Below are 24,870 nucleotides of genomic sequence, written 5' to 3'. Positions count from 1 at the left end.
GTTTTCTTCACATGCCCGGGTGCTGGCCAAGATTTTCTACTCATGGGTAACATTCGGGTATGAGCGCAGACCAGATGACGATCGGCGAGATGCTCGCCGCCACGGTCCCGATGGCCCGGACCCTCAATCTCGAGTTCGTGGAGACCACGCCGGAGAAGGCCGTGGTGAGCCTCCCGGACCAGAGCGACTATCACAACCACGTCGGCGGCCCGCACGCCGGAGCGATGTTCACCCTCGGCGAGTCGGCGAGCGGGGCGATCGTCCTCGCCGCCTTCGGGGAGCAGCTCTCGCGTGCCGTGCCGCTCGCGGTGAGGGCGGAGATCGCCTACAAGAAGCTGGCGATGGGGCCGGTCACCGCCACCGCGACCCTCGGCCGCCCGGCCGCCGACGTCGTGGCCGAACTCGACGCGGGGCAGCGCCCCGAGTTCCCCGTCTCCATCGCGATCCAGCGCGCGGACGGCGCCGTCACCGGAGAGATGACCGTCGTGTGGACCCTGCGGCCGAACGGCTGAGCGAATCACTCGCAACGGCGGACGGCCCCTCCGGCACCTGACCGGACGGGGCCGTCCGCCGTTCTCGGCACCATTGTCAGAGAATGAGCGTTCTCCTAGGCTGGCCCGACGTGTCGACGTCGTTCTCCAGGAACGGAGATGTGCATGCTCAGCAAGCGTGAAGCCGCCGAAGCCGTCCGTCAGGCCAAGGTGAATACAGGGGTCACCTGGGCACAGTTGGCCGAAGCGGTCGGCAAACCGCTCGCGTGGACGACGGCCGCGCTGCTCGGGCAGCACCCCATGCGCGAGGAGGAGGCGGCGACGGCCGCGGCGCTTCTCGAACTCGGCGACGACGCCGTCCTCGCCTTCCAGCTCCAGCCGACCCGCGGCGCCCTGGACACCGCGGTCCCCGTGGACCCCACGATCTACCGGCTCTACGAAGTCGTCCAGGTCTACGGTCCGACGATCAAGGAGCTGATCCACGAGCAGTGTGGTGACGGCATCATGAGCGCGATCAACTTCCGCCTCGACGTGCGGCGCGTGCCCGACCCCCAGGGTGACCGGGTCGTCATCACCCTCGACGGGAAGTACCTGCCCTATCAGTGGTAGCGAGCCCGCTGCCGGGGGAGCGCGGCTGTACAGCGGGAACACCGGTGCCAACTGTCGGACTCCGCCGCGCTCGGCCGAGCGGTAGGCTTCCCGGCATGCGCTCGCACGAGCGCATGCCGGGAGACACATGACGGGGAGGAACCGGCGTTGCACGTCCAGGATTGGCTCGAGACGGTGCCCGCGGTCAGCATCTACGCGCTGGTGGCCCTCGTCATCGGCCTGGAGAGCCTGGGTATACCCCTGCCCGGCGAGATCGTCCTGGTCTCGGCGGCGCTGTTGTCCTCGCAGCACTCGGGGATCAACCCCGTCATCCTCGGGGCGTGCGCCAGCCTCGGCGCGGTCGTCGGCGACTCGATCGGCTACGCGATCGGCCGCAAGGGCGGACGGCCCCTGCTGGCCTGGCTCGGCCGGAAGTTCCCCCGGCACTTCGGTCCGGGACACATCGCGACGGCCGAGCGGTCCTTCCAGAAATGGGGCATGTGGGCCGTCTTCTTCGGCCGCTTCATCGCCCTACTGCGCATCTTCGCGGGGCCGCTCGCCGGTGTGCTGAAGATGCCGTACTGGAAGTTCCTGATCGCCAACGTGCTCGGCGGGATCATCTGGGCCGGGGGCACCACGGCGGTCATCTACTACGTCGGTGTCGTCGCCGAGTCCTGGCTGAAGCGGTTCTCGTGGGTCGGACTGGCGCTGGCGGTGCTCATCGGGCTCGCCTCGATGCTGGTCGTCAGGCGCCGGGCGAAGCGGGTGTCCGCCGAGGTGGACGAGGCACAGCCGGAGCCGGTCGCCGCCGAGTAGGACCCGTCAGCGGGACCGGTGCCGCGGCATCGGCGGGCCGGCCGCGACCGGTCACGCGGTTCCGTGCACCTCCGAGGGGATTTCAGCTCCCGGCGTTCTCCGTCGCGTCCTTGTGGGCCTTCGCCAGCTCCACGTAGAAGGTGCCGTTGAGCGTGAGGCCCTGGCGCTCCTCCTCCGTCAGCGGGCGCTTGACCTTCGCGGGTACGCCCGCCACCAGCGAGCCGGGCGGGACCCGCATCCCCTGCGGGACCAGGGCCTGGGCCGCGACCAGCGAACCGGCGCCGATCACCGCCCCGTTGAGGACGGTGGCCCCCATCCCGATCAGGCAGTCGTCCTCGACGGTGGCCCCGTGCAGCACGGCGTTGTGCCCGACCGAGACCCGCTCGCCCACGGTGACGGCGAAGCCGGGATCCACGTGCAGGGTGCAGTTGTCCTGGATGTTGCTGTCGGCGCCGATGACGATCGGCCCGCAGTCGGCCCGCAGCACCGCGCCGTACCAGACGCTCGCGCCCGCCCGCAGGGTGACGTCCCCGACGAGTACCGCCGTGCGCGCCGTGAACGCCTCCGGGTCCACCCGCGGATCCTTGCCGCCGATCCCCATGATCAGCGCCTGCTGCGTCATCGCCGCCTCCTCGTCGTCGGTACACCGGCACCGTATGCCATGATCCGCGACCCGGTGGGGCGAAGATCACAGCCGGGTTCTCTGCTGGCCCCTTCTTCCCCTGAGTACCGTGAGCGAGTGCCCAGCAACAGGAACGCGTTCTCGTCATGGCGGCGCCGTCTCGTGCAGCGCGCCGTCCACGCGGGCTGGGCCTGGGTGCAGCGCACGGCCTCGGTCACGGCCGAGCACCCGGGGCGGCTGCGCTTCGGGGCGATCGGAACAGGTACCAGACTCGCCTTCCCGCTCGGCACCGTCTTCGGCGAACCCTGGATCCACCTCGGCGACCACTGCATCGTCGGCGAGCAGGTCACCCTCACCGCGGGACTGATGCCCGACCTCGACCTCGGCCCCGACCCGATCCTGCGCCTCGGCGACGGCGTGGTGCTCGGCCGCGGCAGCCACGTCATCGCCGACACGACGGTCACCATCGGCAGCGACTGCTACTTCGGGCCGTACGTGTACGTGACGTCCACCAACCACTCCTACGACGATCCGCACGAGCCCATCGGCAAGCAGTGGCCCCGGATGGAGCCGGTGGAGATCGGTCCCGGCTGCTGGATCGGCACCGGGGCGGTGATCCTGCCGGGGGCGCGGATCGGACGGAACGTCGTGGTGGCGGCCGGCGCGGTGGTGCGTGGCGCGGTGCCCGACCACGCGGTCGTGGCGGGCGCTCCGGCCCGGGTCGTACGGCGCTGGGATCCGGCGGCCGGATGGCAGCCGCCGTTGCGGACGCCGGCGCCCGTGCCGATCCCCGACGGTGTCACCCCGGAGCAGTTGCTCGCGCTGTCGGGGCTGGACGAGGAGGCCGTGGCCCGGCTCGCGGAGCTGGACCTCGCGGCCGGAGAACCGGCCGCGGACGTACGCGCCGAGTCCTGACCCGACCCGACCCGTCGTGAGCGTGACCGTGCCGACTCAACCCGTCGCGAGCATGACCGAGCCGACCAGCGCCAGGCCCGCGCCCGCCGCCTGGACTCCGCGGAGCCGCTCGCTGAGGAAGCCGCGCGCGGCCAGGGCCGTGACCACCGGGTAGAGGGAGGCGAGCACGGCGGCCACCGTCACCGGACCGTGGTGGGCGGCGACGGAGTAGGTGCCGTTGGCCGCCACGTCGGCGAGGCCGACGAAGGCGAACGCCGGGAGAGCGCGCCAGGGGAAGCCGCCGTCGGGAAGCTCGGCGGAGCCGTGCCGCACCGAGGCCCACAGCGCCGTGCCGCCCGCGACCACGTTGGTCACCCGCTGCACGAACAGGGCGAGGAACAGTCCCGTGACCGACGAGGACGCCTCCGCGATCAGGACGAACACCGTGCCGAAACCGAGCGCCGCGAGCAGCGTCAGCAGGATCGCCTGCCGCTGCACGGGGGCGCCCCTGAACTGCGGACCGCCCGCGAGGACCACACCGGCGACGGCGACCGCGATGCCCGCGAACTGCAGCGGGCCGGGCCGCTCACCGAGGGCGAGGCCCACGGTGAGCGGGACGGCGACGCCCAGGGAGCCGAGGGGTGAGACCACGCCCATCGGACCCAGGGCGAGGGCCTTGTAGAACGAGAACAGCGCGACCGGTCCCACCAGGCCGGCGGCGGCCGCGAACCACAGCCGTGGTCCCGCCTCGCTCCAGGCGCCGGTCGCGACCACGATCACGCCGAGAACGGCGGCCGCGACCGCCTGCGAGACGACGACCACGGTGAGGGCGGGGGTCCGCCGGGTCAGCAGGCCCCCGCCGAAGTCGGCCAGGCCCCACAGGAGGCTGGTGGCCAGGGCGAAGAGCGCTGTCATGAGTCGCCTCGCAGTACAGTTCGGTGAACGATCGGGTGCACCACACCATAGTTCACTTTATTGAACTCTGTCATTCATAATATTGGACGGAACGTGTCGGATCTCGACCTGCTGACCCAGTCCCTGGCGCGCAACGTGAAGCGCTGGCGCACCGAGCGCGGCTTCACCCTGGAAGCGCTCGCGGGCCGCGCCGGAGTCAGCCGCGGCATGCTCATCCAGATCGAGCAGGCCAGGACCAACCCCAGCCTCGGAACCGTCGTCAAGATCGGCGACGCCCTGGGTGTCAGCATCACCACGCTCCTCGACTACGAACAGGGCCCCAAGGTCCGTATCGTCCCGGCGGAGCAGGCCGTACGGCTGTGGCACACCGACGCGGGCAGCTACAACCGCTTGCTCGCGGGCACCGAGGCCCCCGGCCCGCTGGAGATGTGGGACTGGCGCCTGATGCCGGGCGAGGGCAGCCCCTCCGACCCGCACCCCACGGGCACCGTGGAGCTCGTCCATGTCATGGTGGGCGATCTGACCCTCACTGTCGACGGTGTGGCCCACCGTGTGCCGGCGGGGGCGAGCGCCTCCTTCGAGGCCAACACCGCGCACCGGTACGGCAATGACGGCGACGTACCCGTGGAAATGGTCATGGCGGTATCGGTCCCGCTCGTGCACTGAGACGCCCGACCGGGCGCCCCTGAGCGGCTGTTACCGTGCGGCCATGCGCGCTCCCATCGGACACTTCGACCACGCCACGCCCGCTCCCGAGTGCCTCGGCGAACTCGTCGGCCCGGTCGCCGACGCCGTACGCGCCTGGCGAGGCACCGTCCCCGCCGAGCGGATCGTGTACGTCGACACGGACCCCGCCTGGGCCGACACCGCGACCTTCGTCGAGCACTACGGCAAGGAACTGCTCGAACAGTCCGCCAACTGCGTGGTCGTCGCGGGCAGGCGTGGCGGGGAGAACACGCTCGCCGCGTGTCTGGTCCTCTCCACCACCCGGGTCGACGTCAACGGAGTCGTCCGTCGCCAACTCGGTGCCCGCAAGGCCTCGTTCGCCTCCATGGACACGGCGACCGGGGAGACCGGCATGGAGTACGGCGGCATCACACCCGTCGGACTGCCCGGTGACTGGCCCGTGTTGGTGGACCAGGCGGTCGTCGAACTGCCGTACGTCCTCGTCGGCAGCGGCCGGCGGCGCGGCAAACTGCTGGTGCCGGGCAAGGCGTTCGGGGAACTGCCGAACGCCGTGGTGATCGAGGGGCTCGGAGTCGCCTGACGGGTCGGACCCCCGGGGGTGTAGATCGGTCAACCGGTTGTGGTGGTCCGCGTGCGGTCACGAGGATGTCGTCATGCCGACCTTCACCGCCCCCGACGGAACCACGCTCGCCTACCACGTCGTGGGGGAGGGCGAGCCGCTGGTCTGTCTGCCCGGCGGCCCCATGCGGGCCTCCGCCTACCTCGGTGATCTCGGCGGGCTGGCACGGCACCGCCGGCTGTACCTGCTCGATCCGCGCGGAACCGGCGACTCCGCCGTCCCGGCCGACCCGGCGACGTACCGCTGCGACCGGCAGGTCGGGGACGTCGAGGCCCTCCGCGCACATCTCGGGCTGGACCGCGTCGATCTCCTCGCCCACTCGGCGGCCGGCGACCTCGCGCTGCTCCACGCGGCCGCGCATCCGCACCGGGTGCGCACCCTCACCCTGGTGACCGCCCGTGCGCGAGCCCTCGGTGTCGACTTCACCCTGGAACACCGCCGGGAGGCGGCCGCGCTGCGCGGGGCGGAGCCGTGGTTCGAGGAGGCGTACGAGGCCTTCGAGAGGATCTGGGCCGGGTCGGTGGCCGACGCCGACTGGGACGCCGCCGCCCCCTTCTTCTACGGCCGCTGGGACGCCACCGCGCGGGCGCACTCGGCGGCCGAGGTCGGACAGACCAATGAGGAGGCCGCGGACCTGTACGCCTCGGCCGGTGCCTTCCAGCCCGTCGCGGCCCGCGCCGCCGTCGCCCCGCCGACCGGCAGGGTCCTGCTGCTCGCGGGGGAACTGGACGGCGGACCACTGCCGCGGGTCGCCGCCGGCGTCGCGGAGCTGATCCCCGGGGCCCGCCTGGTCGTCCAGCCGGGTGCCGGGCACTTCCCGTGGCTCGACGACCCGCGGTTCTTCACGGAGACCGTCGTGGCCTTTCTCGACCAGGAGCGGTGACGTCCGAAGGATTTGCCGGCCGGCCCGTCGGATCAGGTCAGCCGCAGGTCGACCCACTCCGCGGTGTCGCCCGGCAGGACGTAGCGCTCGGTCTCGGCGAATCCGTGCTTCAGGGCGAAGCGCAGCCCGTCCGCGTTCGAGGCGAGGACGACCGTCTCGATCACCTCGGCGCCCAGCGTTCGCGCCTGCTCCAGCCCACGCTCGTACAGCTCCCCGCCGAATCCCCGCCCCCGGTGCTCGGGCAGCACCCGGGCGATCACCGTCGCCGTCGAGGAGTCCTCCTTCGGCGGGCGCACGGTCGTGCAGCCCACCAGGACGTCGCCGAGGTGGACGACCTCCAGGAGGTTGCGGCCGGCCCGCTCCCGGACCTCGTCGAGCGACAGGGCGGCGGGAGGGACGATCACGTTGTGGACGTGACGCCAGGCTTCGAGGCCGGGTTCGTCGGCCGGCCGCCGGAAGAGAAGAGTCGACACCGCAGCAGCAAACCCGGCCGACGCGCGCGGCGTCAACCAAGTGGGGCGCACGGGTCCGCGGCGGTGCGGGGGACCCGGTCAGCCCAGGCGGGGGATCTCGATGGCGGGGCAGCGGTCCATGACCATGTCGAGCCCGGCGGCGCGCGTACGGTCGTACGCGGCCTCGTCGACGACGCCGAGCTGGAACCAGACGGCCTTGGCGCCGATCGCGACGGCTTCGTCGGCCACCGTCCCGGCGAGGTCGCTGTTGACGAAGACGTCGACGACATCGACGTCGAACGGGATCGCGTCGAGCGACGGATAGCCCTTCTCGCCGTGGACGGTCTCGGCCTTCGGGTGCACGGGGACGATCCGCTTGCCGTGACGCCGCAGGACGTCGGCGACTCCGTACGCCGCACGCCCCTCGTTCGACGAGAGGCCGACGATCGCCCAGGTGTCGCCGAGTTCGTTCAGGATCTTGCGGATCGTCGCAGGGTCGCCGTACACGGTCGTCCTCCGGGGTGCCTGTCGGGGAATGTCATCGGTGTTCAGCCGGGGAACAGCGGACGGCACACGGTGATTCCCCGATTCCCCGATTCCCCGATTCTCTGGTTCCCCGGTGAAGTGCGCAGACGTCGGCCCGGGGTCGGCCGGTACCGATCCCCGCCGGCAGCCGCCTGCTGCCGCCTCAGCCGCTCACGGTCCGCGGACCGCGCCGGTCCGCCCTCGTGTCGAGCAGGGTCATCGCGTCGTACCCGGGAGTGCCGGGCTCGGCGTAGTACGCGACGAGCCGGTGGCCGGGGGTGCCTTCGAGGTGCATGGACTGGTAGCCCAGGGTCAGGTCGCCCACCTCCGGATGGTGGAACGTCCTGTGCCCGTGAGAGCGCAGCCGTACGTCGTAGTGGTCCCACAGGCGTGCGAAATCGGGACTCTTGACGAGGAGTTCGTCCACGAGTTCCGCCAGGTCGGGAGCGTCCGGGTCGGTGCCGGCGAGGGCGCGCATCCGGCCGACGCAGGCACGGACCTGTTCGTCCCAGTCGTCGAACAGTGAGGGCGCGTCCGGGTGCAGGAGCACATAGCGTGCCACGTTGCGCTCGCGCACCGGCCACTTGTCCAGGCCGGCGAGGAGCCGCATCCCGCCCGGGTTGCAGGCGAGCACGTCCGCCGTACGGCTGATCACGTGCGCGGGGTTGGGCCGCAGGTTCTCCAGGAGCAGCCTGACACCGGGCCGCACGGACCGGCTGGGGGTCACCGGTGCCCGGGGCGCACCACGGACGGCGCCCGCGACGAGGTCGCGCAGGTGCTCGTGCTCCTGCGCGTCCAGACGGAGGGCACCGGCGAGGGCGTCCACGACCGCGGGGCTGGGACGGGTCTCCCGGCCGCGCTCCAGGCGTGTGTAGTAGTCGATGCTCACCCCGGCGAGCGAGGCCAGCTCCTCGCGGCGCAGACCGGGCGCGCGGCGCAGGGCGGGGCCGATCCTGAGACCGGCCTCCTCCGGGGACACATGGGTACGGCGGGCGCGCAGGAAGCTCCCCAGATCCGTGCCGCCGCTGCTGCCGTTCTGCCGCTCGCGTGCCATGGGCACCAGTGTGGCAGCCCTGTGACCTGCACGGCAGGAGAGCGGGGGACCGTGTCACCCCCCGTACGCCCTTCCTGGTGCAGCGGGGTCCGCCGGGATGCGCTACCGGTTCGTCATCGACACACTGGGCTGATCGCCCGCCCGGATCGGTACGCCCGCCCCGAAACCGCAACCACCCGAGGAAGACCATGACCACCATCGCCATCGTCGGAGCCGGACCGGGCCTCGGAGCCGCGGTCGCGCGGCGGTTCGGCCGCGCGGGCTTCGACGTCGCCCTCATCTCGCGCGACGCGGACCGGACGCGTGCGTTCGCCGCCGAGCTGGCCGGCGAGGGTCTGACGGCGAGTGGTTTCGCCGCCGACGTCCGCGACCCGGCCGCCCTGGAGGCGGCTCTCGACGCCGCCACCGCGACGCTGGGACCCATCGAGGTCCTGCAGTACAGCCCGGTCCCGCACCGGGACTTCATGCGGCCCGTCCTGGAGACCGACGTCGCCGACCTCGTCGGCCCGATCGAGTTCTCGGTGTACGGTCCCGTCGTCGCCGTGCGCCAGGTGCTGCCCGGCATGCGGGAACTCGGCCGTGGCACCGTCCTGTTCGTGAACGGCGGCACCGCCGCGATTCCGCACACCGAACGCGCCGGCACCTCCATCGCCTTCGCCGCCGAAAGCGCCTACGGCCATCTGCTGCACGAGGCGCTCGCCCCCGACGGCATTCACGTCGCGCAGTTCGTCATCCCCGGCGCGATCATCCCCGGGCACCCGAGGAAGGACCCCGACGCCCTCGCGGAGGCCCTGTGGACCATCCACCGGGACCGGCACGGATACCGGCACTTCGCCGACGACCTCGACGCCTGACCCGGCGCCTCGCCCGGCCGGGGGGCGCCCTCCCCGCCCACCGCCGTCCTCCCGATGCGCCCGGCGCTCAGCGTGCCGACTGTCCGGAATGCGGGCCACCTTCCTGCGCCCGGCCCTCCGGCCGCCTACGCTCACCTCGTGCTGCGTATCACCGACGCCCGAACGGGCGAGACCGTCGACGCCGTCCGCGCCCGCCGGGGCCTGACCCGCGTCGAGGCGCACGTGGAGCGTGACGACCTGTCCGCGCTGCGGGTCCTGCTGGTCGCCGACGTGCTCGCCAGAGCCCTGGAACTCGGCGGCACCCCCGTCGCCACGGTGGCCGACCCGCCAGCGGCGCTCAGGGCGCGCGCGGATGCGCTCGGCATCCGCCGGGCCGAGGGCGAGCGGGGCGGCGCGGGTCCGGCCCTGCACGTGCTCGCCTCCGCGAGCGGAGCCCCCGAGGGCCCGGCCCCAGGACGCTCGGCCTCCGAGGAGGCGGCCCCTATGGACGCGACCACCATGGGCGCGACCTCCATGGGTTCGACCTCCATGGGCGAGAACTCCACCGACCCGACGTCCACGGACCCGACGCCCACGGACACGGCCCCCGCCGGCCAGGGCCCCGTGATCCCGGCGCCTTCGGACGCCGACCTCGACGGCGTCCGTATCGAGGTCGCCCCGGTGAGCGGCACCGCCGATCCCTCGCTGCTGCGGATGATCCTGCTCGCGGCCCCGCGCCGGCAGTCCCTCGACCTCGCCGCCGCCGACCTCGACGGCGCCCGCGAGACGCTCGGCCGCTGGCGCGAGGCCGTCGCCGGCTGGGCCACCCGGCCGTCCAAGCCCGTTCCCGAGCACGTACGCCAGGAGCTGCGCGCCGCATGGGAGGACGACCTCGACGTACCCGCCGTGCTGGAGGTGCTGCGGCGCGTCGAGCATGCCGAGGACGTGCCGGACGGCGCCCGCTTCGAGACGTACGCCTACGCGGACCGGTTGCTCGGACTCGAACTCACCCGGGACATCGGGACGCAGTGGTGATCGCACGCGCCGGAGCCGGCCCGCTGCGCAGACTGGTCGTGCTCAGACACGCCAAGTCCGCCTGGCCCACGGGCATCGGCGACCACGACCGGCCCCTCGCCCCTCGTGGCCGCCGCGACGCGCCAGCGGCCGGGCGGGCCCTCGCGGACGCCGACTGCCTGCCCGACCTCGCCCTGTGCTCCACCGCCGTGCGCGCCCGCCAGACATGGGAGCTGGCGGCGCAGCAGTGGGGCACCCCGCCGCCCGCGCGGTTCGACCGGCGCCTGTACGGCGCAGGCGCACCGGAGTTGCTCGCGGCCGTGCACGAAGTCCCCGACCAGATGATGACGTTGCTCCTGATCGGGCACAATCCGGGGCTTCAGGAACTGGTCCTCGAACTGGCCGAGGACAGTCTCGACGACGCGCTGGACGACGTACGGACCAAGTTCCCGACCTCCGCCATGGCCGTCCTGGCCTGGCACGGAGCTTCCTGGGAAGCGCTCACCCCGGGCGTGGCCCTGCTGACGGACATGATCGTGCCGCGGGGCCGGAAGAAGCCCTGAAAGTCCTGAGGATCAGCCCACGTGGACGCGCGGCCGCCGTTCCGGGTCGGGCTCGGCGCGGCGGAGCACTTCGCGGGTGACGGGGGCGACCTCGCCGTCGCCGAAGACGAGGAAACGGACCAGGTGGCTCAGCGGGTTGCCCTCGGTCCAGTTGAAGTAGGCGTGCGGGACCTGGCCGGTGCGGTCGCGCAACCGCATCATGACGGCCGCGATGGTGTTGGGCACCGTGGCGCCCTCGACGCGCAGCCTGCGCACCCCGTGCTTCTCGTCGCCGTGCACGGCGACGTCGGCCGTGAAGTCCGAGGAGTCGGTCACGAAGATCTCGAGGAACAGCACGGGACGGCCGTCCGGTATGTGCGTCTGCTCGCGCTGGCTGTACTCCTTGGCGCGGTACTCCCGCGTGCTGTGCTCGTGCGGTTCGTTCGCTATCAGCAGCAGCGGCCCGCTCGCCGCGGCCTCGTCGACGAACCGCGCCGCCGCCTCGTCGAAGGTGACCTCGGCGGCGCGGAGTTCGAAGGCGCGGCGCACGCGGGAGGCGAACGAGGTGAGCAGGATCGCCAGGATGAAGATCAGCGCGATCTTGATGCCGTCGGGCCGCTCGATGACGTTGGTGACCAGCGTGTAGCCGAACACCGCGGTGATCGCGCCGAAGCCGATCGCCGCGGCGCGGTGGCCGCGCTGGTGCACGGCGACCGCCGAGGCGAACGACGCGGAGAGCATCAGGACCAGCACACCGGTCGCGTACGCGCCGCTCTGGTCGTCGACGTTCGCGTCGAACCAGAGGGTGATGAGCACCGCGGCCGCCATGAAGACGAGCACCAGGGGACGGACGGCGCGCGTCCACTCGGGAGCCATGCCGTAACGGGGCAGATAGCGCGGGACGAGGTTGAGGAGGCCGGCCAGCGCGGAGGCTCCGGCGAACCACAGGATCGCGATGGTCGATATGTCGTAGACCGTGCCGAAGCCCTCGCCCAGGTACTGGTGCGCGAGGTAGGCGAGCGCGCGGCCGTTCGCCGAGCCGCCGCTCTCGAACTCGCCCTGCGGGATCAGGATCGTCGTCGCCAGGCTGGACAGCAGCAGGAAACAGCTCATGATCACGGCGGCCGTGGTGAGCAGTCGGCGGGTCTCACGGATCCGGCCCGCCGGCTTCGCGTACGTGTCCGTGGGATCGCCCTTGACCTGCGGCATCACCGCCACACCGGTCTCGAAGCCGGACATGCCGAGCGCCAGCTTGGGGAAGACCAGAAGCGCCACACCGACCATCGCGAGCGGCGAGGAGTGCTCCGTCGTCATCGCGTCGGTCCAGTCGCCGACCTTGTGCGGGTGACTCAGCACCTGCCAGGCGGCGGTGACCAGGACGACGACGTTGAGCGTGAGATACGTGGCCACGAGCGCCACGGCGATACCCATGGCCTCCTTGAAGCCCTTCAGGAAGACCGCGCCCAGCGCGGCCACCAGCAGAAGGGTGATCCACACGTTCGCGCCGTGCGTCCAGTGCGGGGCGAAGGGGTTCTCCACGACGTGCGCGGAGGCGTCCGCCGCGGACAGGGTGATCGTGATCAGGAAGTCGGTGGCCGCGAAACCGAGCAGCACCAGGACGAAGACCTTCCCCGCCCACCAGGGAAGCAGCCGTTCCAGCATCGCGATCGAGCCCTCGCCGTGCGGGCTCTCCTTGGCGACGCGGCGGTAGACCGGCAGCGCGCCGAGCAGGGTCAGCGCGATCAGGACGAGCGTGGCGAGCGGGGAGAGCAGTCCGGCCGCGAGGGCGGCGATGCCCGGCTGGTAGCCGAGCGTGGAGAAGTAGTCGACGCCGGTGAGACACATCACCCGCCACCAGGTGTGGCCCTGGTGTTCGCTGTCCGGGGTGGCGTGCGGGCCCGGGTGCCGGGCCGACTGCGCACTGAGGCCCTCCAGGAGCCACGCCCGCCAGCGGGGCGCGGCGACGGAGGGCCCGCGATCCGCGGGTTGGGCAGGGTCTGCGTTGTTTGCGTTGTCCACCTGGGTGCCGGTCATGCTGCGATCTCCCTGCGATCGATCGGGCCGGCGGTCCGGCTTCGGGCAACGAGGAGCGAGTATCCACCACGGCGTCGCGAGGGCCCGCGCCGGGGCGACCGCGCCGGAAGGCGGCGCCTCCGGGCTCCGCCGTCCGCCGCGCGCGCCCGCAGCGCATACGCTGGCCGGATGCAGGACGAGTACCGCACAGTGGCCCGCGCGGGTGTGCACGAGACCGAGATCAACCGCTCCCGCTTCCTGTGCGCCCTCGCCCCGGCGGCCACCGAGCAGGAGGCCCAGGACTTCGTCGCGAGCGTCCGCAGACAGCACACGGACGCCACCCACAACTGTTTCGCGTACGTCATCGGAGCCGACGCCGCCGTCCAGCGGGCGAGCGACGACGGCGAACCCGGCGGCACCGCGGGCGTCCCCATGCTCCAGATGCTGCTGCGCCGCGACATGCGGTACGTCGTCGCCGTCGTCACCCGCTACTACGGCGGGGTCAAGCTCGGCGCGGGCGGACTGATCAGGGCGTACGGCGGATCGGTGGGCGAGGCGCTGGACGCGCTCGGCACCCTGACGCGCAGACGCTTCCGGCTGGCCACCGTCACCGTGGACCACCAGCGCGCGGGCAAAGTACAGAACGACCTGCGCGCCACCGGGCGCGAGGTGCGCGACGTGCGCTACGGCGAGGCCGTCACGATCGAGATCGGACTGCCGGACGCCGACGTGACGGCGTTCCGGGCCTGGCTCGCGGACGCGACGGCGGGGACGGCCGGGTTCGAACTGGGCGGAGAGGCGTACGGGGACGCATAGGCGGGCGGTGCGGGCCGATACGGGAGTAGCCGCCCGTGATGTCCGACCCGCCCGTTAGTCTCGGGGATTATGAGGCTTCTGCACACGTCCGACTGGCACCTCGGCCGGGCATTCCACCGGGTGACGATGCTCGGGGCCCAGGCCGAGTTCATCGGCCATCTCGTCACGACCGTGCGCGAGCGCGGTGTCGACGCGGTGGTCGTGTCCGGGGACGTGTACGACCGTGCGGTCCCGCCGCTCGCGGCCGTCGAGCTCTTCGACGACGCCCTGCACCGGCTGGCCGACCTCGGGGTGCCCACGGTGATGATCTCCGGGAACCACGACTCGGCGCGCCGACTCGGCGTCGGGGCCGGGCTGATCGGGCGGGCCGGAATCCACCTGCGGACCGAGCCCTCGGCGTCCGGCACGCCCGTGGTCCTCGCCGACGCGCACGGCGACGTCGCCCTCTACGGCCTGCCCTACCTCGAACCGGCCCTGGTGAAGGACGAGTTCGCAGTGGACAGGGCGGGACACGAGTCCGTGCTCGCCGCCGCCATGGACCGGGTCCGCGCCGACCTCGCCGCGCGGCCGCCAGGCACCCGCTCCGTGGTCCTCGCCCACGCCTTCGTCACCGGAGGAGCGGCCAGCGACAGCGAGCGGGACATCACCGTCGGTGGTGTCGCCGCCGTCCCGGCCGGGGTCTTCGACGGAGTCGACTACGTGGCGCTGGGCCATCTGCACGGCAGCCAGACCATCACCGAGCGGGTCCGCTACTCCGGCTCGCCGCTGCCGTACTCCTTCTCCGAGGCGGACCACCGCAAGAGCATGTGGCTGGTCGACCTGGGCCCGGACGGCTCGCTCGACGCCGAGCGGGTCGACTGCCCCGTACCCCGGGCACTCGCCCGCGTCCGGGGGCGGCTGGAGGACCTGCTCGCCGACCCGGAGCTGACGCGTCACGAGGAGGCGTGGGTCGAGGCCACCCTCACCGATCCGGTGCGCCCGGCCGAGCCGATGGCCCGGCTGACCGAGCGCTTCCCGCACACCCTCAGCCTGGTCTTCGACCCCGAGCGGACTCCCGAGGACCCGGACGTGTCGTACGCCCGACGGCTGGCGGGCCGCAGCGAACAGCAGATCGCCGAGGACTTCGTGGCCCATGTGCGCGGCACGGGTCCCGACGCCCGGGAACAGGCCGTGCTGCGGGAGGCGTTCGACGCCGTCCACGCCGACGAGGCCGTACGGGAGGTCGCCCGGTGACACCACCGGCACGCGGGCCCGGCGCCGCCGCCCGTCTCACCGCCGCCCGCCCCACCACCGTCCGCACCGGCCGGGACGACTTCGGCGGGGACCGCTTCGACGGGAACTGTCCTGAGGGGAACTGCCGCGACGTGGACTGCCACGACGTGGACCGCTTCGACGACAGCGAGGGGGGCCGATGAGGCTGCACCGTCTGGACATCACCGCCTTCGGGCCCTTCGGGACCACCCAGAAGGTCGACTTCGACGAGCTGTCGGCCGCCGGACTCTTCCTGCTGCACGGACCGACGGGCGCGGGCAAGACGTCCGTCCTCGACGCCGTCTGCTACGCGCTGTACGGAGCGGTCCCGGGCGCCCGCCAGAGCGGCCAGGGTCTCACCCTGCGCAGCGACCACGCGGCCCCCGCCACCCGCACCGAGATCCGCCTCGAACTCACCGTCGCCGGACGCCGGCTGGAGATCACCCGGCAGCCCCCCTGGGCCCGTCCGAAGAAGCGCGGCACGGGCACGACCACCGAAAAGGCCCAGAGCTGGCTGCGCGAGTACGAGGGTCCGGCGGGCTCCTGGAAGGACCTCAGCCGTTCCCACCAGGAGATCGGCGAGGAGATCACCCAGCTGCTCGGCATGAGCCGTGAACAGTTCTGTCAGGTCGTACTGCTGCCTCAGGGCGACTTCGCCCGCTTCCTGCGGGCCGACGCCGAGGCCCGCGGCAAGCTCCTCGGGCGCCTCTTCGACACCCACCGCTTCGCCGAGGTCGAGAAGCGCCTCAGCGAACGCCGGCGCGCAGCCGAGGCCGAGGTGCGCGACGGGGACGCCGCGCTGCTCGCCGACGCCCACCGCATGCAGCAGGCCGCCGGGGACATCGCCGAGGTGCCGCTGCCCGACCTCGCGCCCGGCGACCCGGGCCTCGCCGAGGCCGTCCTGGCCTGGGCCGCCGTCGCCCGCGGCACGGCCCGCGAGCGGCTGACCGTCGCGCACAGCGCGGTCTCGGCCGCCGAGTCCGCGCAGGCCGCCGCCGACCGCGAACTCGACGACGTACGGGAAGTGGCCCGGCTGCAGCGCAGGTTCACCGAGGCGCGGGAGCGCGCCGCGCGGCTGGAGGAGCGCTCGGACTCCCACCGCGAGGCACTGACCCGCATGGAGCGGGGCCGCAAGGCCGAGGCGGTGGCACCCGCACTCGACCTGCGCGACGCCGGCGAGGCCGAGCACCGGCGTGCTGTCATGGCCGAGGCGCACGCGCGTGCCGCCCTCCCGGCGTCCTTCGCCGACGCCGGCGCACCCGGGCTCGCGGCGGACGCGCGCAGGGCGGCCGAGGAACTGGGCGGCCTGGCCTCGGCCCGCCGGGCCGAGCGCCGGCTCGGTGAACTCACCGAGGAGCGCGCCGGCCTGGACCGCCAGGAGCGCGCCGACGAGGACGTCCTGCAGGACGCCGAGAGCTGGCTCGCCACCTGGGAGACCACCCGCACCGGTCTCCAGGAGCGCATCGGGACCGCGCAGGAGGCCGCGACCCGCGCCGAGCAGCTGGCCGTGCGGCGCGACCCCGCGCGGGCCCGGCTGCGGGCCGCCCGCGAGCGCGACCAGTTCGCCCGGGACACGGACGACGCCCACGAGCGCGCCCTCGCCTCCCGCGCGCACGCGACGGACACACGCGCTCGCTGGCTCGACCTGAAGGAACAGCGACTCAACGGCATCGCCGCGGAACTCGCCGCCGGACTCGTCGACGGAGATCCCTGCGCCGTCTGCGGCGCCACCGAACACCCGGCGCCCGCACGGAAGATCGCCGGACACGTCGACCGGGAGACGGAGGAGCGCGCCCTCGCCGTCCACCAGCGCGCCGACGCGAAGGCGACCGAGGACGAGCGCCGCCTCGGTGTCGTACGCGAGGCGCTCGCCGCAGCCTCCGCCGAGGCGGGCGACACACCGACCGACCGACTCGCCGAGCAGGAAGCGGAACTGGAGCGGGAGCACGGCGAGGCCCACGCCGCCGCTTCCGGGCTGCACGCCGCCCGCGAGCGTCTCGCCCAGGCCGAACTCGAACACGAACGACGGGTCGCCGCCCGGCAGAAGGCCGAACTACGGGCCGCGGCCCGGGTCTCCCACCGTGACACCCTCGACCGCGAAAGGGCCCTGCTGGAGGAGGAGTTGACGCAGGCCCGGGGCGCCGCCGAGAGTGTCGCCGCGCGCGCCGCGCAACTGGAGCGACGGGCCGCCCTGCTCACCGAGGCCGCGGACGCCGTCCGGGTGGCCGAGGACGCCGCGCAGCGGCTCAAGGACGCCGACGCGCGACTGGCCGACGCGGCCTTCCGCGCCGGGTTCTCCACACCGCAGGCCGCGGCCGCCGCGCTGCTCGACAACGCGGCCCACCGTGAGCTGCAACGCCACCTCGACGCCTGGCAGTCGGAGGAGGCCGCGGTCCGCGCCGTGCTCGCCGAGGCGGACACGACCGCCGCGGCCCAGCGGCCGGCCGTCGATCTGCGGGCGGCCGAACAGTCCGCCGAGTCCGGCGCCCGGCGGCTGCGGGACGCAGCCTCCGCCCAGGACGCGGCCGCCCGGCGCTGCGCCGAACTGGACCGGCTCTCCGCGCGCGCGACCACGTCCGTACGCCGCCTGGGACCGCTGCGCGAGGAGTACGACCGGGTGGCGCGCATGGCGGGGCTCGCGGCGGGCACCTCGGCGGAGAACGAACGCAGGATGCGCCTGGAGTCGTACGTCCTCGCCGCCCGCCTGGAACAGGTCGCCGCCGCCGCGACGGTACGGCTCGAGCGCATGTCCTCCGGGCGCTACACCCTCGTCCACTCCGACGACCGAGCGGGCCGCGGCCGCAGCGGGCTCGGACTGCACGTCGTGGACGCCTGGACCGGCCGGGAGCGGGACACGGCGACGCTCTCCGGGGGCGAGACGTTCTTCGCCTCGCTGGCGCTGGCCCTCGGCCTCGCGGACGTCGTCACGGACGAGGCCGGCGGGGTGCGGCTCGACACGCTCTTCATCGACGAGGGCTTCGGCAGCCTCGACGACCAGACCCTCGACGAGGTCCTCGACGTGCTCGACTCGCTGCGGGAGCGTGACCGCAGCGTCGGCATCGTCAGTCATGTCGCCGACCTGCGGCGCCGTATCCACGCCCAGTTGGAGGTCGTGAAGGGGAGAACGGGATCGGTCGTACGGCAGCGGGGCGTCCCGGACTGAGACGCCGGGTCAGTGCCCCAGAGGGCGCCGGGGCAGCGGCGAGGAGTAGACGACGCTCGTCGTCACGGAGCCCAGCGTGCCGATCCTGCCCGAGATCTCCTCCAGGTGACGCATCGAGCGGGCCGCGACCTTGATGACGAAGCAGTCGTCGCCGGTGACGTGGTGGGCCTCCAGAATCTGGGGCGTCGCGTCGACGAGATCATGGAACGGCTTGTAGTTGCCGTTCGGGTAGCGCAGCCGGACGAAGGCGAGGATCGGCAGGCCGATGTTCTCCGGGGCGACGACGGCCGCGTACCCCTGGATGACGCCGGCCTCCTCCAGCCGCCGCACCCGCTCGGTGACCGCGCTCGCGGACATCGAGACGGCGCGGGCCAGCTCGGCGAAACTGACCCTCCCCTCGCGCTGGAGGACGTCGAGGATGCGCCAGTCGGTGGTGTCCGGGGAATACGTGGTCATGGGCGAGGAATAGCAGGGAATTCCCCGGCGGATCAAGAGGGAAGCCGTGGATCGCCCCTTCAGGAGCGGGACCACCGCCCGTAGATTTTCGGCCATGACACCCATGACACCCATGACACCCATGACGCCTATGAAGCCCATAACGCCCGCGGCACCCATGGCATCCATGACGAGTGACCCGCCGGCCGTGACGAACGCCGTACTGCGTGTCGCCCCGGCCTCTCCGGCCGCGGCCGTCGCCCACTTCGGCGCGAGCCTCGCCTTCCACGCCGACGTGTCCGACGTCGCCGCCGCGCTCGCGGCCGGCGGGGACCCCGGATTCGTCGTCCTCGACTCCCGTTCCACCCAGTCGTGGGACCAGGGGCACGTGCCCGGTGCGATCCATCTGCCGACCGCGCTCGTCGCCGAACAGGCCGAGCGGCTCCTCGACAGGTCGGTGCCGGTCGTCACCTACTGCTGGGGACCCGGCTGCAACGGCGCGACCCGCGCCGCACTCGCCCTCGCCGAACTCGGCTTCCGAGTCAAGGAGATGCTCGGCGGCTTCGAGTACTGGGTGCGTGAGGGCTTCGAGTTCGAGACCTGGGAGGGGCGGGAGCGGCGCGGGCCGGACCCGTTGACAGCGCCCGTGAACGCGGAGGACTGCGGCTGCTGAGCGGGGGGCGGATCCGCCAGGCCCGCGGGGGACCGCCGACGGCGGCCGGGCCCCGGCGGCGGGACCCGGCTGCCGTCGGGGGCGGTCAGAGCCGGGACAACTCGTCCACCAGGTCGTCCAGGCCCAGGGAACCCTGCGACAGAGCCGCCATGTGCCACGCCTTCGCGTCGAAGCCGTCCCCGTGACGCCGCTGCGCGTTCGCGCGACCCTGCAGCCAGGCCCGCTCACCGAGCTTGTAGCCGATGGCCTGACCGGGGATCGAGAGATAGCGGGTCAGCTCGCTCTCGACGAAGTCCGCGGGCCGGCTGCTGTGCGCGCCGAAGAACTCCTCCGCCAGTTCGGGCGTCCAGCGCTCGCCGGGGTGGAAGGGCGAGTCCGCCGGGATCTCCAGCTCGAGGTGCATACCGATGTCGACGATCACCCGGGCGGCGCGCATCATCTGCGCGTCCAGGTAGCCGAGTCGCTGCTCGGCGTCCGCGAGGAAGCCCAGCTCGTCCATCAGCCGCTCCGCGTACAGCGCCCAGCCCTCGCAGTTGGCGCTCACGAGGCCCACGGTCGCCTGGTAGCGGGAGAGGTCCTCGACGACGTGCACCCACTGCGCGAGCTGGAGGTGATGCCCGGGAACGCCCTCGTGGTACCAGGTCGAGACGAGGTCGTACACGGGGAACCTGGTCTGCCCCATCGTGGGCAGCCAGGTCTGGCCGGGCCGGGAGAAGTCCGACGACGGCGCGGTGTAGTAGGGAGCCGCGGCACCGCCCGGCGGCGCGATCCGGGACTCCACCCGCCGTACCGGCTCGGCGAGTTCGAAGTGCGTGCCGTCCAGGGCGTCGATCGCCCGGTCCATCAGACCCTGCAACCATGTCTGGACCTCGTCGACACCCTCGATGTGCCGGCCGTGCTCGTCCAGGTACGCGAGCGCCACCCAGGGCGTCTCGGCGCCGGGCAGGATCTTCTCGGCCTCGGTCCTCATCTCGGCGAGCAGCCGGTGGTACTCGGCCCAGCCGTACGCGTACGCCTCGTCGAGATCGAGATCCGTACCGTTGAAGTAACGCGCCCAGCGCGCGTACCGCTCCCGGCCCACCGTGTTCGGCGCGCCCTGGATCGTGGGCGCGTACACGTCGCGCATCCAGTCGCGCAGCTCCACCAGGGCCCGGGTGGCCGTCCGCGCGGCGGTGTCCAGTTCGTCGCGCCGGGAGTCGGGGCCCGCGGTCACGAAGTCCTCGAACCAGGCGCGGCCGTGCGCGTCCGGGGCGGACCACTCGGTGAGCTGGTCGACGAAGGTCGCGGTGGGGCGTGGACCCGCGTAGAGCTTGCGCTCCAGGCCGAGGGCGAGGGACTCGCGGTACCCCGCCAGCGCGGCCGGCACGGCGCGCAGCCGCTCGGCGATCGCGGCCCAGTCCTCGTCCGTCCCGGTCGGCGCGATGCTGAACACCTGCCGGACGGCGTGCGCGGCGGTGTGCATGTTGCCGACGGCCCGCAGCCCCTCCTCGGCGTCGTGGACGGCCAGTTCGGCGGTCAGTCGTTCGCGCAGCAGTCGCGCGCAACGGCGCTCGGTGTCGCTGTCCGCGCCCGGCTGCCGCTCCGCCTCGTCGAGTCGGGCGAGGGTCGCCCGTGCCAGCTCCGCGAGGGCCTGCTGTCCCGCGGGCGAGGTGTCCGGGAGCCTGCCGGCACTCTCCTTCACACCGAGGTACGTACCGAGGACCGGGTCGAGGGCGACGAGGTCGTCGACGTACGCGTCGGCGACCTCGCGGGGCATCGGGTTCTTCGTCTCTGACATGCCGACATCCTCATACGGGAAGAGGTGCCGCGTCAGCCCGTCAAAGCGGGCTTTTGGCCCGCATCAGCCCGATTTCGCTGTGGGCGTCGCGCCCGGCCCGGCAGGGGGCAGGAGCGGACCGCAGTCCCACTGCTGGAAGATCAACCGGGTCTCCACACGGGCCACTTCACGCTGGGAGGTGAACTCGTCGAGAACCAGCCGCTGGAGGTCGGCCATGTCCGCGACCGCGACCAGCACGAGGTAGTCGTCGGGGCCGGTGAGATGGAAGACCGTCCGGGATTCCGGCAGTGCCCTGATCCGGTCCACGAACGGACCCACCAGCTCCCTGCGGTGCGGCCTGACCTGCACGGACAGCAGCGCCTCCAGGCCCCGGCCGAGCTTCGCCGGATCGAGCCGCAGCTGATGGCCGAGAATGACTCCCGCGCGGCGCAGCCGTGTCACCCGGTCCAGGCAGGTCGAGGGCGCGACTCCGACCTGCGCGGCGAGATCGCGGTACGTCGTCCGGGCGTCGTTCTGCAGCAGTCGCAGCAGATGAAGATCCACCGGATCGAGTACGACGGAATCGGCCATGGCCCGAACGTAACACGGGTTCTGGTGCCATGACCCCGGCCGGTGTTCAGGCTGCTGTGCATGGACTTCGGCGGAGATGACATGGACGCGGACATACGCGGCACACGCGACACCGGTATCGGTTCCGGCAGCGGCAGCGGCAGCGGCAGCGGTAGCGGCAACGAGCGCGGGCGGACGGCCCCGGGCGGCTACGGGCCGGACGCCGGTACTGCGAGTACACCTGGTACCGCGAGTACACCCGGTACTGCCGGTGTCGGCGGTACCGGTCTCACCGGCACCGCCGACACCAGGATCCCCGACCCGCGGGGCGAATCCCGTTCCCGCGCTCTCGCCACCGAGGCCGTGCACGCGGGGCGGGAGGATCTCGCCCGCAGCGGGCTGCACGCCGCACCGATCGACCTGTCGACCACCTATCCCTCGTACGACAGCCGGGGCGAAGCCGCCCGCATCGACGCGTTCGCGGCCGACGGCGCCGAACCGGAGGGCCCGCCCGTCTACGGGCGCCTCGGCAATCCGACCGTCGCGCGCTTCGAGACCGCCCTCGCCCGGCTCGAAGGGACCGAGAGCGCGGTCGCGTTCGCCAGCGGTATGGCCGCGCTGAGCGCGGTCCTGCTCGTACGCAACGCGATGGGCCTGCGTCACGTCGTCGCCGTGCGGCCCCTGTACGGATGCAGCGACCACCTGCTCACCGCCGGGCTGCTCGGCTCCGAGGTGACCTGGGTCGACCCGGCGGGCATCGAGGACGCCCTGCGCCCCGACACCGGACTGGTCATGGTCGAGTCCCCGGCCAACCCGACGCTCGCCGAGATCGACCTGCGCGCCGTCGCGCACGCCTGCGGCTCCGTACCGCTGCTCGCCGACAACACCTTCGCCACGCCGGTGCTGCAACGCCCCGCGGAGCAGGGGGCGCGCCTGGTCCTGCACAGCGCCACCAAGTACCTGGGCGGGCACGGGGACGTCATGGCCGGAGTGGTCGCCTGCGACGAGGAGTTCGCCGGGCGGCTGCGCCAGGTGCGGTTCGCCACCGGTGGCGTCCTGCACCCGCTGGCCGGATATCTGCTGCTGCGGGGGCTGTCGACCCTGCCGGTACGGGTGACGGCCGCGTCCGCGGGCGCCGCGGAACTCGCCGGCCGGCTCGCCGCCGACCCGCGCGTCACCCGCGTCCACTACCCGCGGATCGGCGGCGCCATGATCGCCTTCGAGGTGCACGGGGACCCGCACGAGGTCATCGCCGGAGTCCGTCTGATCACCCCCGCGGTCAGTCTCGGCAGCGTCGACAGCCTGATCCAGCATCCGGCGTCCATCAGCCACCGCATCGTCGCCGAGGGCGACCGTCGCGGTGCGGGCGTGAGCGACCGCCTGCTGCGCCTGTCGGTGGGACTGGAGGACGTCGAGGACCTGTGGGCCGACCTGGACGGCGCCCTGGGACGCGCGACGGAGGTACGTGCGGCGGAGGGAGGGGGCCGGAACCTGCGGGAGGAACACGCGGGTTCGGCCACCGTCTGACCGGGGGAGGCCCCGGGCAAGGTGCCCAGGGCCTCCTGAGACGTGGGGCGGACGTGAACCGGTGACGTACGTGGCCTTGTCGGGGCCTCAGTCCCGCCTGACCCGCTCACCGCGCGGCGACCCGTGCCGGCCCTGCTCCTGCCCTTGGGCGTACGGGAGCGGGGACGCCGCCGGTGTCGTGTCCAGGCGCGCGGTGATCACGAGGGTGCCCTCCTCGATCTGGTAGTCGAGAGGGAGGTCCAGGCCGCGCATCGCGGCGACCATCCCGGTGTTGGAGGCCTGCGTGACGGCGTACACGCTCTCGCACCCCGCCTCGACCGCCATCGCCACCAGACGGCCCAGCAGCTCGCCGCCGATACCGCGCCGCTGCCAGTCGTCCTCGACGAGCAGCGCGATCTCCGTCTCGTCACCGTCCCAGAGGAGGTGGCCGAGCCCGACCATGCGCCCCGACGGTGTCCGGACGGCGAGAGTGCGGCCGAAGCGCGGACTGAGCAGGTGGTTCAGATAGCGGTCCGCGTCCCCGACCGGCCCGTGGTACCGCATGTTCAGCGTGCGCGACGAGCAGCGCTCGTGCATCGCCTTCGCGGCCGGCAGGTCGGACACGTCGACGCGGCGCACGGTGATCTCGTTGCCCTCCGGCAGCGTCAGCATGTCCTGGCCCCGGGGGATGCGCGGACCCAGGCGCGCGTCCAGCTCGACCAAGGCCCGCGCCCGCGCGAACTCGGTCGGCGTGAACGGCAGGTACGGCCGCTCCACCGTGATCACTCCACCCTCCGGTGCGCGCAGCCGCATCACCGTGTCTTCCAGCGCTCCTTCGACCGGCGCGCCCTCTTCCGCCCGGCCCGATCCAGGGGACCTGGCGGGCAGCGAACGAATGGTGCACCGACCGAGCAACTGCCGGAGGGCCAGCGGAAGTTCCGCCGCGTCCAGAGCCGTTCGCGTGGCCAGGCCGAGGACGCGGGTGGGCGCGTCCACCAGGTCGTGGGCGTCGGCCCGCTCGATCCAGGTGCCGGAGCCGCCCGCCAGCGAGAGCGCGCGGGTGATCCCGGAGGCGGCCAGCCCCGCGGGTGCGCGGAGCAGGAACTCGTCCACCGTTCCCTCCGCGAGCGGGTGTGTCTGCAGGCTGAGGATGTCGACCCGCAGGTGCGCCAGCGCCGTGCACAGCGCGGCCAGCGAACCCGGCTCGTCCCTGACCGTCGTCCGCATCCGCCACAGCACCGTCGCCCCGGCGGCGGTCTCCCCGGTTTCCTCGGTCTCCTCGGGCCGCCCGGACTGCCGCCCGTCGGCGAGTGTCCGGGCACCGGTATGGTCCGGCGGGGGAGCGTGACCGTGGCGGCGTGCCCACCATGTGTGGAATCCGGCCGTGGCGACCAGGACGGCGGCCGAGATCACCAGCAGAGTCGCCCCGTCCGGGCCGTGCCCGATCAGGTTGGCGACGGCGTCCGCGACCGCGACGGCTGTGAACAGTGCGGCGAGCTCCACGAGGTCCCGCCGCCAGTGATGAACAGGACGACCGTGCCTCGCACGGGTCACATCAGACATGTCTGGAGTCATGGAGCCACTGTGAAGGAGTGGTGTTGCGTGATCACGAACGGTCTGTGACTGATCGGTAAAGTGTCCTTCTATCCCTTTTGTAGTTCTTTTTGCGGTTGTTTTGCCTCCTTCGGAGCGCCTGAGTTACGTGCCTGGTCAGGCGCCCTCCCACGGCGGCGGTGCGGTCCGGAGCCGACG

26 protein-coding genes are annotated in these 24,870 nt (G+C 72.7%); 16 read left to right on the top strand and 10 right to left on the bottom strand.

Features of this window, described 5'->3' with window-relative positions; translation table 11 throughout:
- Window positions 1-59 precede the first annotated feature (59 nt).
- From HEP85_RS07085 to HEP85_RS07075, 3 genes are all read left to right on the top strand, one after another.
- On the top strand, window positions 60-512 hold the full coding sequence (locus HEP85_RS07085) for a DUF4442 domain-containing protein (protein ID WP_211117861.1): 453 nt from the start codon (window positions 60-62) through the stop codon (window positions 510-512).
- Between the two features lie 144 nt (window positions 513-656).
- Window positions 657-1,100: a cyanase gene (cynS, locus tag HEP85_RS07080; protein WP_168527035.1), complete on the top strand. Its 444-nt coding sequence runs from the start codon at window positions 657-659 to the stop codon at window positions 1,098-1,100.
- A gap of 147 nt (window positions 1,101-1,247) precedes the next feature.
- Window positions 1,248-1,895 carry a DedA family protein gene (locus HEP85_RS07075; protein ID WP_168527034.1) on the top strand — a complete coding sequence of 216 codons (648 nt, stop codon included), beginning with the start codon at window positions 1,248-1,250 and terminating at the stop codon, window positions 1,893-1,895.
- Between the two features lie 82 nt (window positions 1,896-1,977).
- Here the strand turns inward: HEP85_RS07075 and HEP85_RS07070 are convergent, their stop codons facing one another.
- A complete protein-coding gene (locus HEP85_RS07070; protein ID WP_168527033.1) occupies window positions 1,978-2,517 on the bottom strand; it encodes a gamma carbonic anhydrase family protein in 540 nt (179 codons plus the stop codon).
- 117 nt (window positions 2,518-2,634) lie between these two features.
- On the opposite strand from HEP85_RS07070, the gene HEP85_RS07065 reads away from it, so the two are divergent.
- Complete coding sequence (locus HEP85_RS07065; protein ID WP_168527032.1) at window positions 2,635-3,432, top strand: acyltransferase; 798 nt, start codon at window positions 2,635-2,637, stop codon at window positions 3,430-3,432.
- A gap of 36 nt (window positions 3,433-3,468) precedes the next feature.
- On the opposite strand, the gene HEP85_RS07060 is transcribed toward HEP85_RS07065, so the two are convergent.
- Entirely contained in the window at window positions 3,469-4,326 is an 858-nt protein-coding gene (locus HEP85_RS07060) for an EamA family transporter (RefSeq protein ID WP_168527031.1), read from the bottom strand.
- Window positions 4,327-4,419: 93 nt separating this feature from the next.
- On the opposite strand from HEP85_RS07060, the gene HEP85_RS07055 reads away from it, so the two are divergent.
- The 3 genes from HEP85_RS07055 to HEP85_RS07045 all read left to right on the top strand — a co-directional run bounded on the left by HEP85_RS07055 (window position 4,420) and on the right by HEP85_RS07045 (window position 6,515).
- Window positions 4,420-4,992 (top strand): helix-turn-helix domain-containing protein, encoded by a 573-nt coding sequence (locus HEP85_RS07055; RefSeq protein ID WP_168527030.1) that lies wholly within the window; start codon window positions 4,420-4,422, stop codon window positions 4,990-4,992.
- Between the two features lie 43 nt (window positions 4,993-5,035).
- On the top strand, window positions 5,036-5,593 hold the full coding sequence (locus tag HEP85_RS07050; RefSeq protein ID WP_168527029.1) for a YbaK/EbsC family protein: 558 nt from the start codon (window positions 5,036-5,038) through the stop codon (window positions 5,591-5,593).
- A gap of 73 nt (window positions 5,594-5,666) precedes the next feature.
- Complete coding sequence (locus HEP85_RS07045) at window positions 5,667-6,515, top strand: alpha/beta fold hydrolase (protein ID WP_168527028.1); 849 nt, start codon at window positions 5,667-5,669, stop codon at window positions 6,513-6,515.
- A 32-nt stretch (window positions 6,516-6,547) separates the two neighbouring features.
- Here the strand turns inward: HEP85_RS07045 and HEP85_RS07040 are convergent, their stop codons facing one another.
- The 3 genes from HEP85_RS07040 to HEP85_RS07030 form a co-directional block, all read right to left on the bottom strand.
- On the bottom strand, window positions 6,548-6,988 hold the full coding sequence (locus HEP85_RS07040; RefSeq protein ID WP_168527027.1) for a GNAT family N-acetyltransferase: 441 nt from the start codon (window positions 6,986-6,988) through the stop codon (window positions 6,548-6,550).
- Window positions 6,989-7,066: 78 nt separating this feature from the next.
- On the bottom strand, window positions 7,067-7,474 hold the full coding sequence (locus HEP85_RS07035; protein ID WP_168527026.1) for a CoA-binding protein: 408 nt from the start codon (window positions 7,472-7,474) through the stop codon (window positions 7,067-7,069).
- A gap of 181 nt (window positions 7,475-7,655) precedes the next feature.
- Complete coding sequence (locus HEP85_RS07030; RefSeq protein ID WP_168527025.1) at window positions 7,656-8,546, bottom strand: helix-turn-helix transcriptional regulator; 891 nt, start codon at window positions 8,544-8,546, stop codon at window positions 7,656-7,658.
- A gap of 188 nt (window positions 8,547-8,734) precedes the next feature.
- On the opposite strand from HEP85_RS07030, the gene HEP85_RS07025 reads away from it, so the two are divergent.
- From HEP85_RS07025 to HEP85_RS07015, 3 genes are all read left to right on the top strand, one after another.
- Window positions 8,735-9,400, top strand: a complete 666-nt coding sequence (locus HEP85_RS07025) for an SDR family NAD(P)-dependent oxidoreductase (RefSeq protein WP_168527024.1) — start codon at window positions 8,735-8,737, stop codon at window positions 9,398-9,400.
- A 138-nt stretch (window positions 9,401-9,538) separates the two neighbouring features.
- Window positions 9,539-10,414 carry a hypothetical protein gene (locus HEP85_RS07020; protein ID WP_168527023.1) on the top strand — a complete coding sequence of 292 codons (876 nt, stop codon included), beginning with the start codon at window positions 9,539-9,541 and terminating at the stop codon, window positions 10,412-10,414.
- Complete coding sequence (locus HEP85_RS07015) at window positions 10,411-10,956, top strand: histidine phosphatase family protein (RefSeq protein ID WP_168527022.1); 546 nt, start codon at window positions 10,411-10,413, stop codon at window positions 10,954-10,956. The genes HEP85_RS07020 and HEP85_RS07015 overlap by 4 nt, the downstream gene beginning before the upstream one ends.
- 12 nt (window positions 10,957-10,968) lie before the next feature.
- Here the strand turns inward: HEP85_RS07015 and HEP85_RS07010 are convergent, their stop codons facing one another.
- Entirely contained in the window at window positions 10,969-12,969 is a 2,001-nt protein-coding gene (locus HEP85_RS07010; protein ID WP_248001862.1) for an APC family permease, read from the bottom strand.
- Between the two features lie 168 nt (window positions 12,970-13,137).
- Here HEP85_RS07010 and HEP85_RS07005 point away from each other — a divergent pair, with 168 nt between their 5' ends.
- The 4 genes from HEP85_RS07005 to HEP85_RS06990 all read left to right on the top strand — a co-directional run bounded on the left by HEP85_RS07005 (window position 13,138) and on the right by HEP85_RS06990 (window position 18,178).
- The gene (locus HEP85_RS07005) at window positions 13,138-13,764 is read left to right on the top strand and encodes a YigZ family protein (RefSeq protein WP_168527021.1); all 627 of its coding nucleotides are present in this window, start codon (window positions 13,138-13,140) and stop codon (window positions 13,762-13,764) included.
- Between the two features lie 69 nt (window positions 13,765-13,833).
- Window positions 13,834-14,997 carry an exonuclease SbcCD subunit D gene (locus HEP85_RS07000; RefSeq protein WP_168527020.1) on the top strand — a complete coding sequence of 388 codons (1,164 nt, stop codon included), beginning with the start codon at window positions 13,834-13,836 and terminating at the stop codon, window positions 14,995-14,997.
- On the top strand, window positions 14,994-15,179 hold the full coding sequence (locus HEP85_RS06995) for a hypothetical protein (protein WP_168527019.1): 186 nt from the start codon (window positions 14,994-14,996) through the stop codon (window positions 15,177-15,179). Before HEP85_RS07000 ends, HEP85_RS06995 begins: the two co-directional genes overlap by 4 nt.
- On the top strand, window positions 15,176-18,178 hold the full coding sequence (locus HEP85_RS06990) for an AAA family ATPase (protein WP_369657633.1): 3,003 nt from the start codon (window positions 15,176-15,178) through the stop codon (window positions 18,176-18,178). Before HEP85_RS06995 ends, HEP85_RS06990 begins: the two co-directional genes overlap by 4 nt.
- Before the next feature lie 9 nt (window positions 18,179-18,187).
- Here the strand turns inward: HEP85_RS06990 and HEP85_RS06985 are convergent, their stop codons facing one another.
- Window positions 18,188-18,634, bottom strand: a complete 447-nt coding sequence (locus HEP85_RS06985; RefSeq protein WP_168527018.1) for an Lrp/AsnC family transcriptional regulator — start codon at window positions 18,632-18,634, stop codon at window positions 18,188-18,190.
- 166 nt (window positions 18,635-18,800) lie between these two features.
- Here HEP85_RS06985 and HEP85_RS06980 point away from each other — a divergent pair, with 166 nt between their 5' ends.
- Window positions 18,801-19,286 carry a rhodanese-like domain-containing protein gene (locus HEP85_RS06980; protein WP_168527017.1) on the top strand — a complete coding sequence of 162 codons (486 nt, stop codon included), beginning with the start codon at window positions 18,801-18,803 and terminating at the stop codon, window positions 19,284-19,286.
- 85 nt (window positions 19,287-19,371) lie between these two features.
- On the opposite strand, the gene HEP85_RS06975 is transcribed toward HEP85_RS06980, so the two are convergent.
- On the bottom strand, window positions 19,372-21,063 hold the full coding sequence (locus tag HEP85_RS06975; protein ID WP_168527016.1) for a DUF885 domain-containing protein: 1,692 nt from the start codon (window positions 21,061-21,063) through the stop codon (window positions 19,372-19,374).
- 63 nt (window positions 21,064-21,126) lie between these two features.
- Window positions 21,127-21,633: an Lrp/AsnC family transcriptional regulator gene (locus tag HEP85_RS06970; RefSeq protein ID WP_168527015.1), complete on the bottom strand. Its 507-nt coding sequence runs from the start codon at window positions 21,631-21,633 to the stop codon at window positions 21,127-21,129.
- 60 nt (window positions 21,634-21,693) lie between these two features.
- Between HEP85_RS06970 and HEP85_RS06965 the strand changes: the two genes are divergently transcribed.
- Window positions 21,694-23,139, top strand: coding sequence for a PLP-dependent aspartate aminotransferase family protein (locus tag HEP85_RS06965; protein ID WP_369657632.1), 1,446 nt, complete (start codon window positions 21,694-21,696; stop codon window positions 23,137-23,139).
- Window positions 23,140-23,226: 87 nt separating this feature from the next.
- Here the strand turns inward: HEP85_RS06965 and HEP85_RS06960 are convergent, their stop codons facing one another.
- The gene (locus HEP85_RS06960; protein ID WP_248001860.1) at window positions 23,227-24,681 is read right to left on the bottom strand and encodes a GNAT family N-acetyltransferase; all 1,455 of its coding nucleotides are present in this window, start codon (window positions 24,679-24,681) and stop codon (window positions 23,227-23,229) included.
- Window positions 24,682-24,870 lie beyond the last annotated feature (189 nt).

Origin of the sequence: Streptomyces sp. RPA4-2, from assembly GCF_012273515.2 — a bacterium.
In the GTDB taxonomy this organism is placed as follows: domain Bacteria; phylum Actinomycetota; class Actinomycetes; order Streptomycetales; family Streptomycetaceae; genus Streptomyces; species Streptomyces kaempferi.
This window is presented reverse-complemented; position numbering and strand designations above follow the sequence as displayed.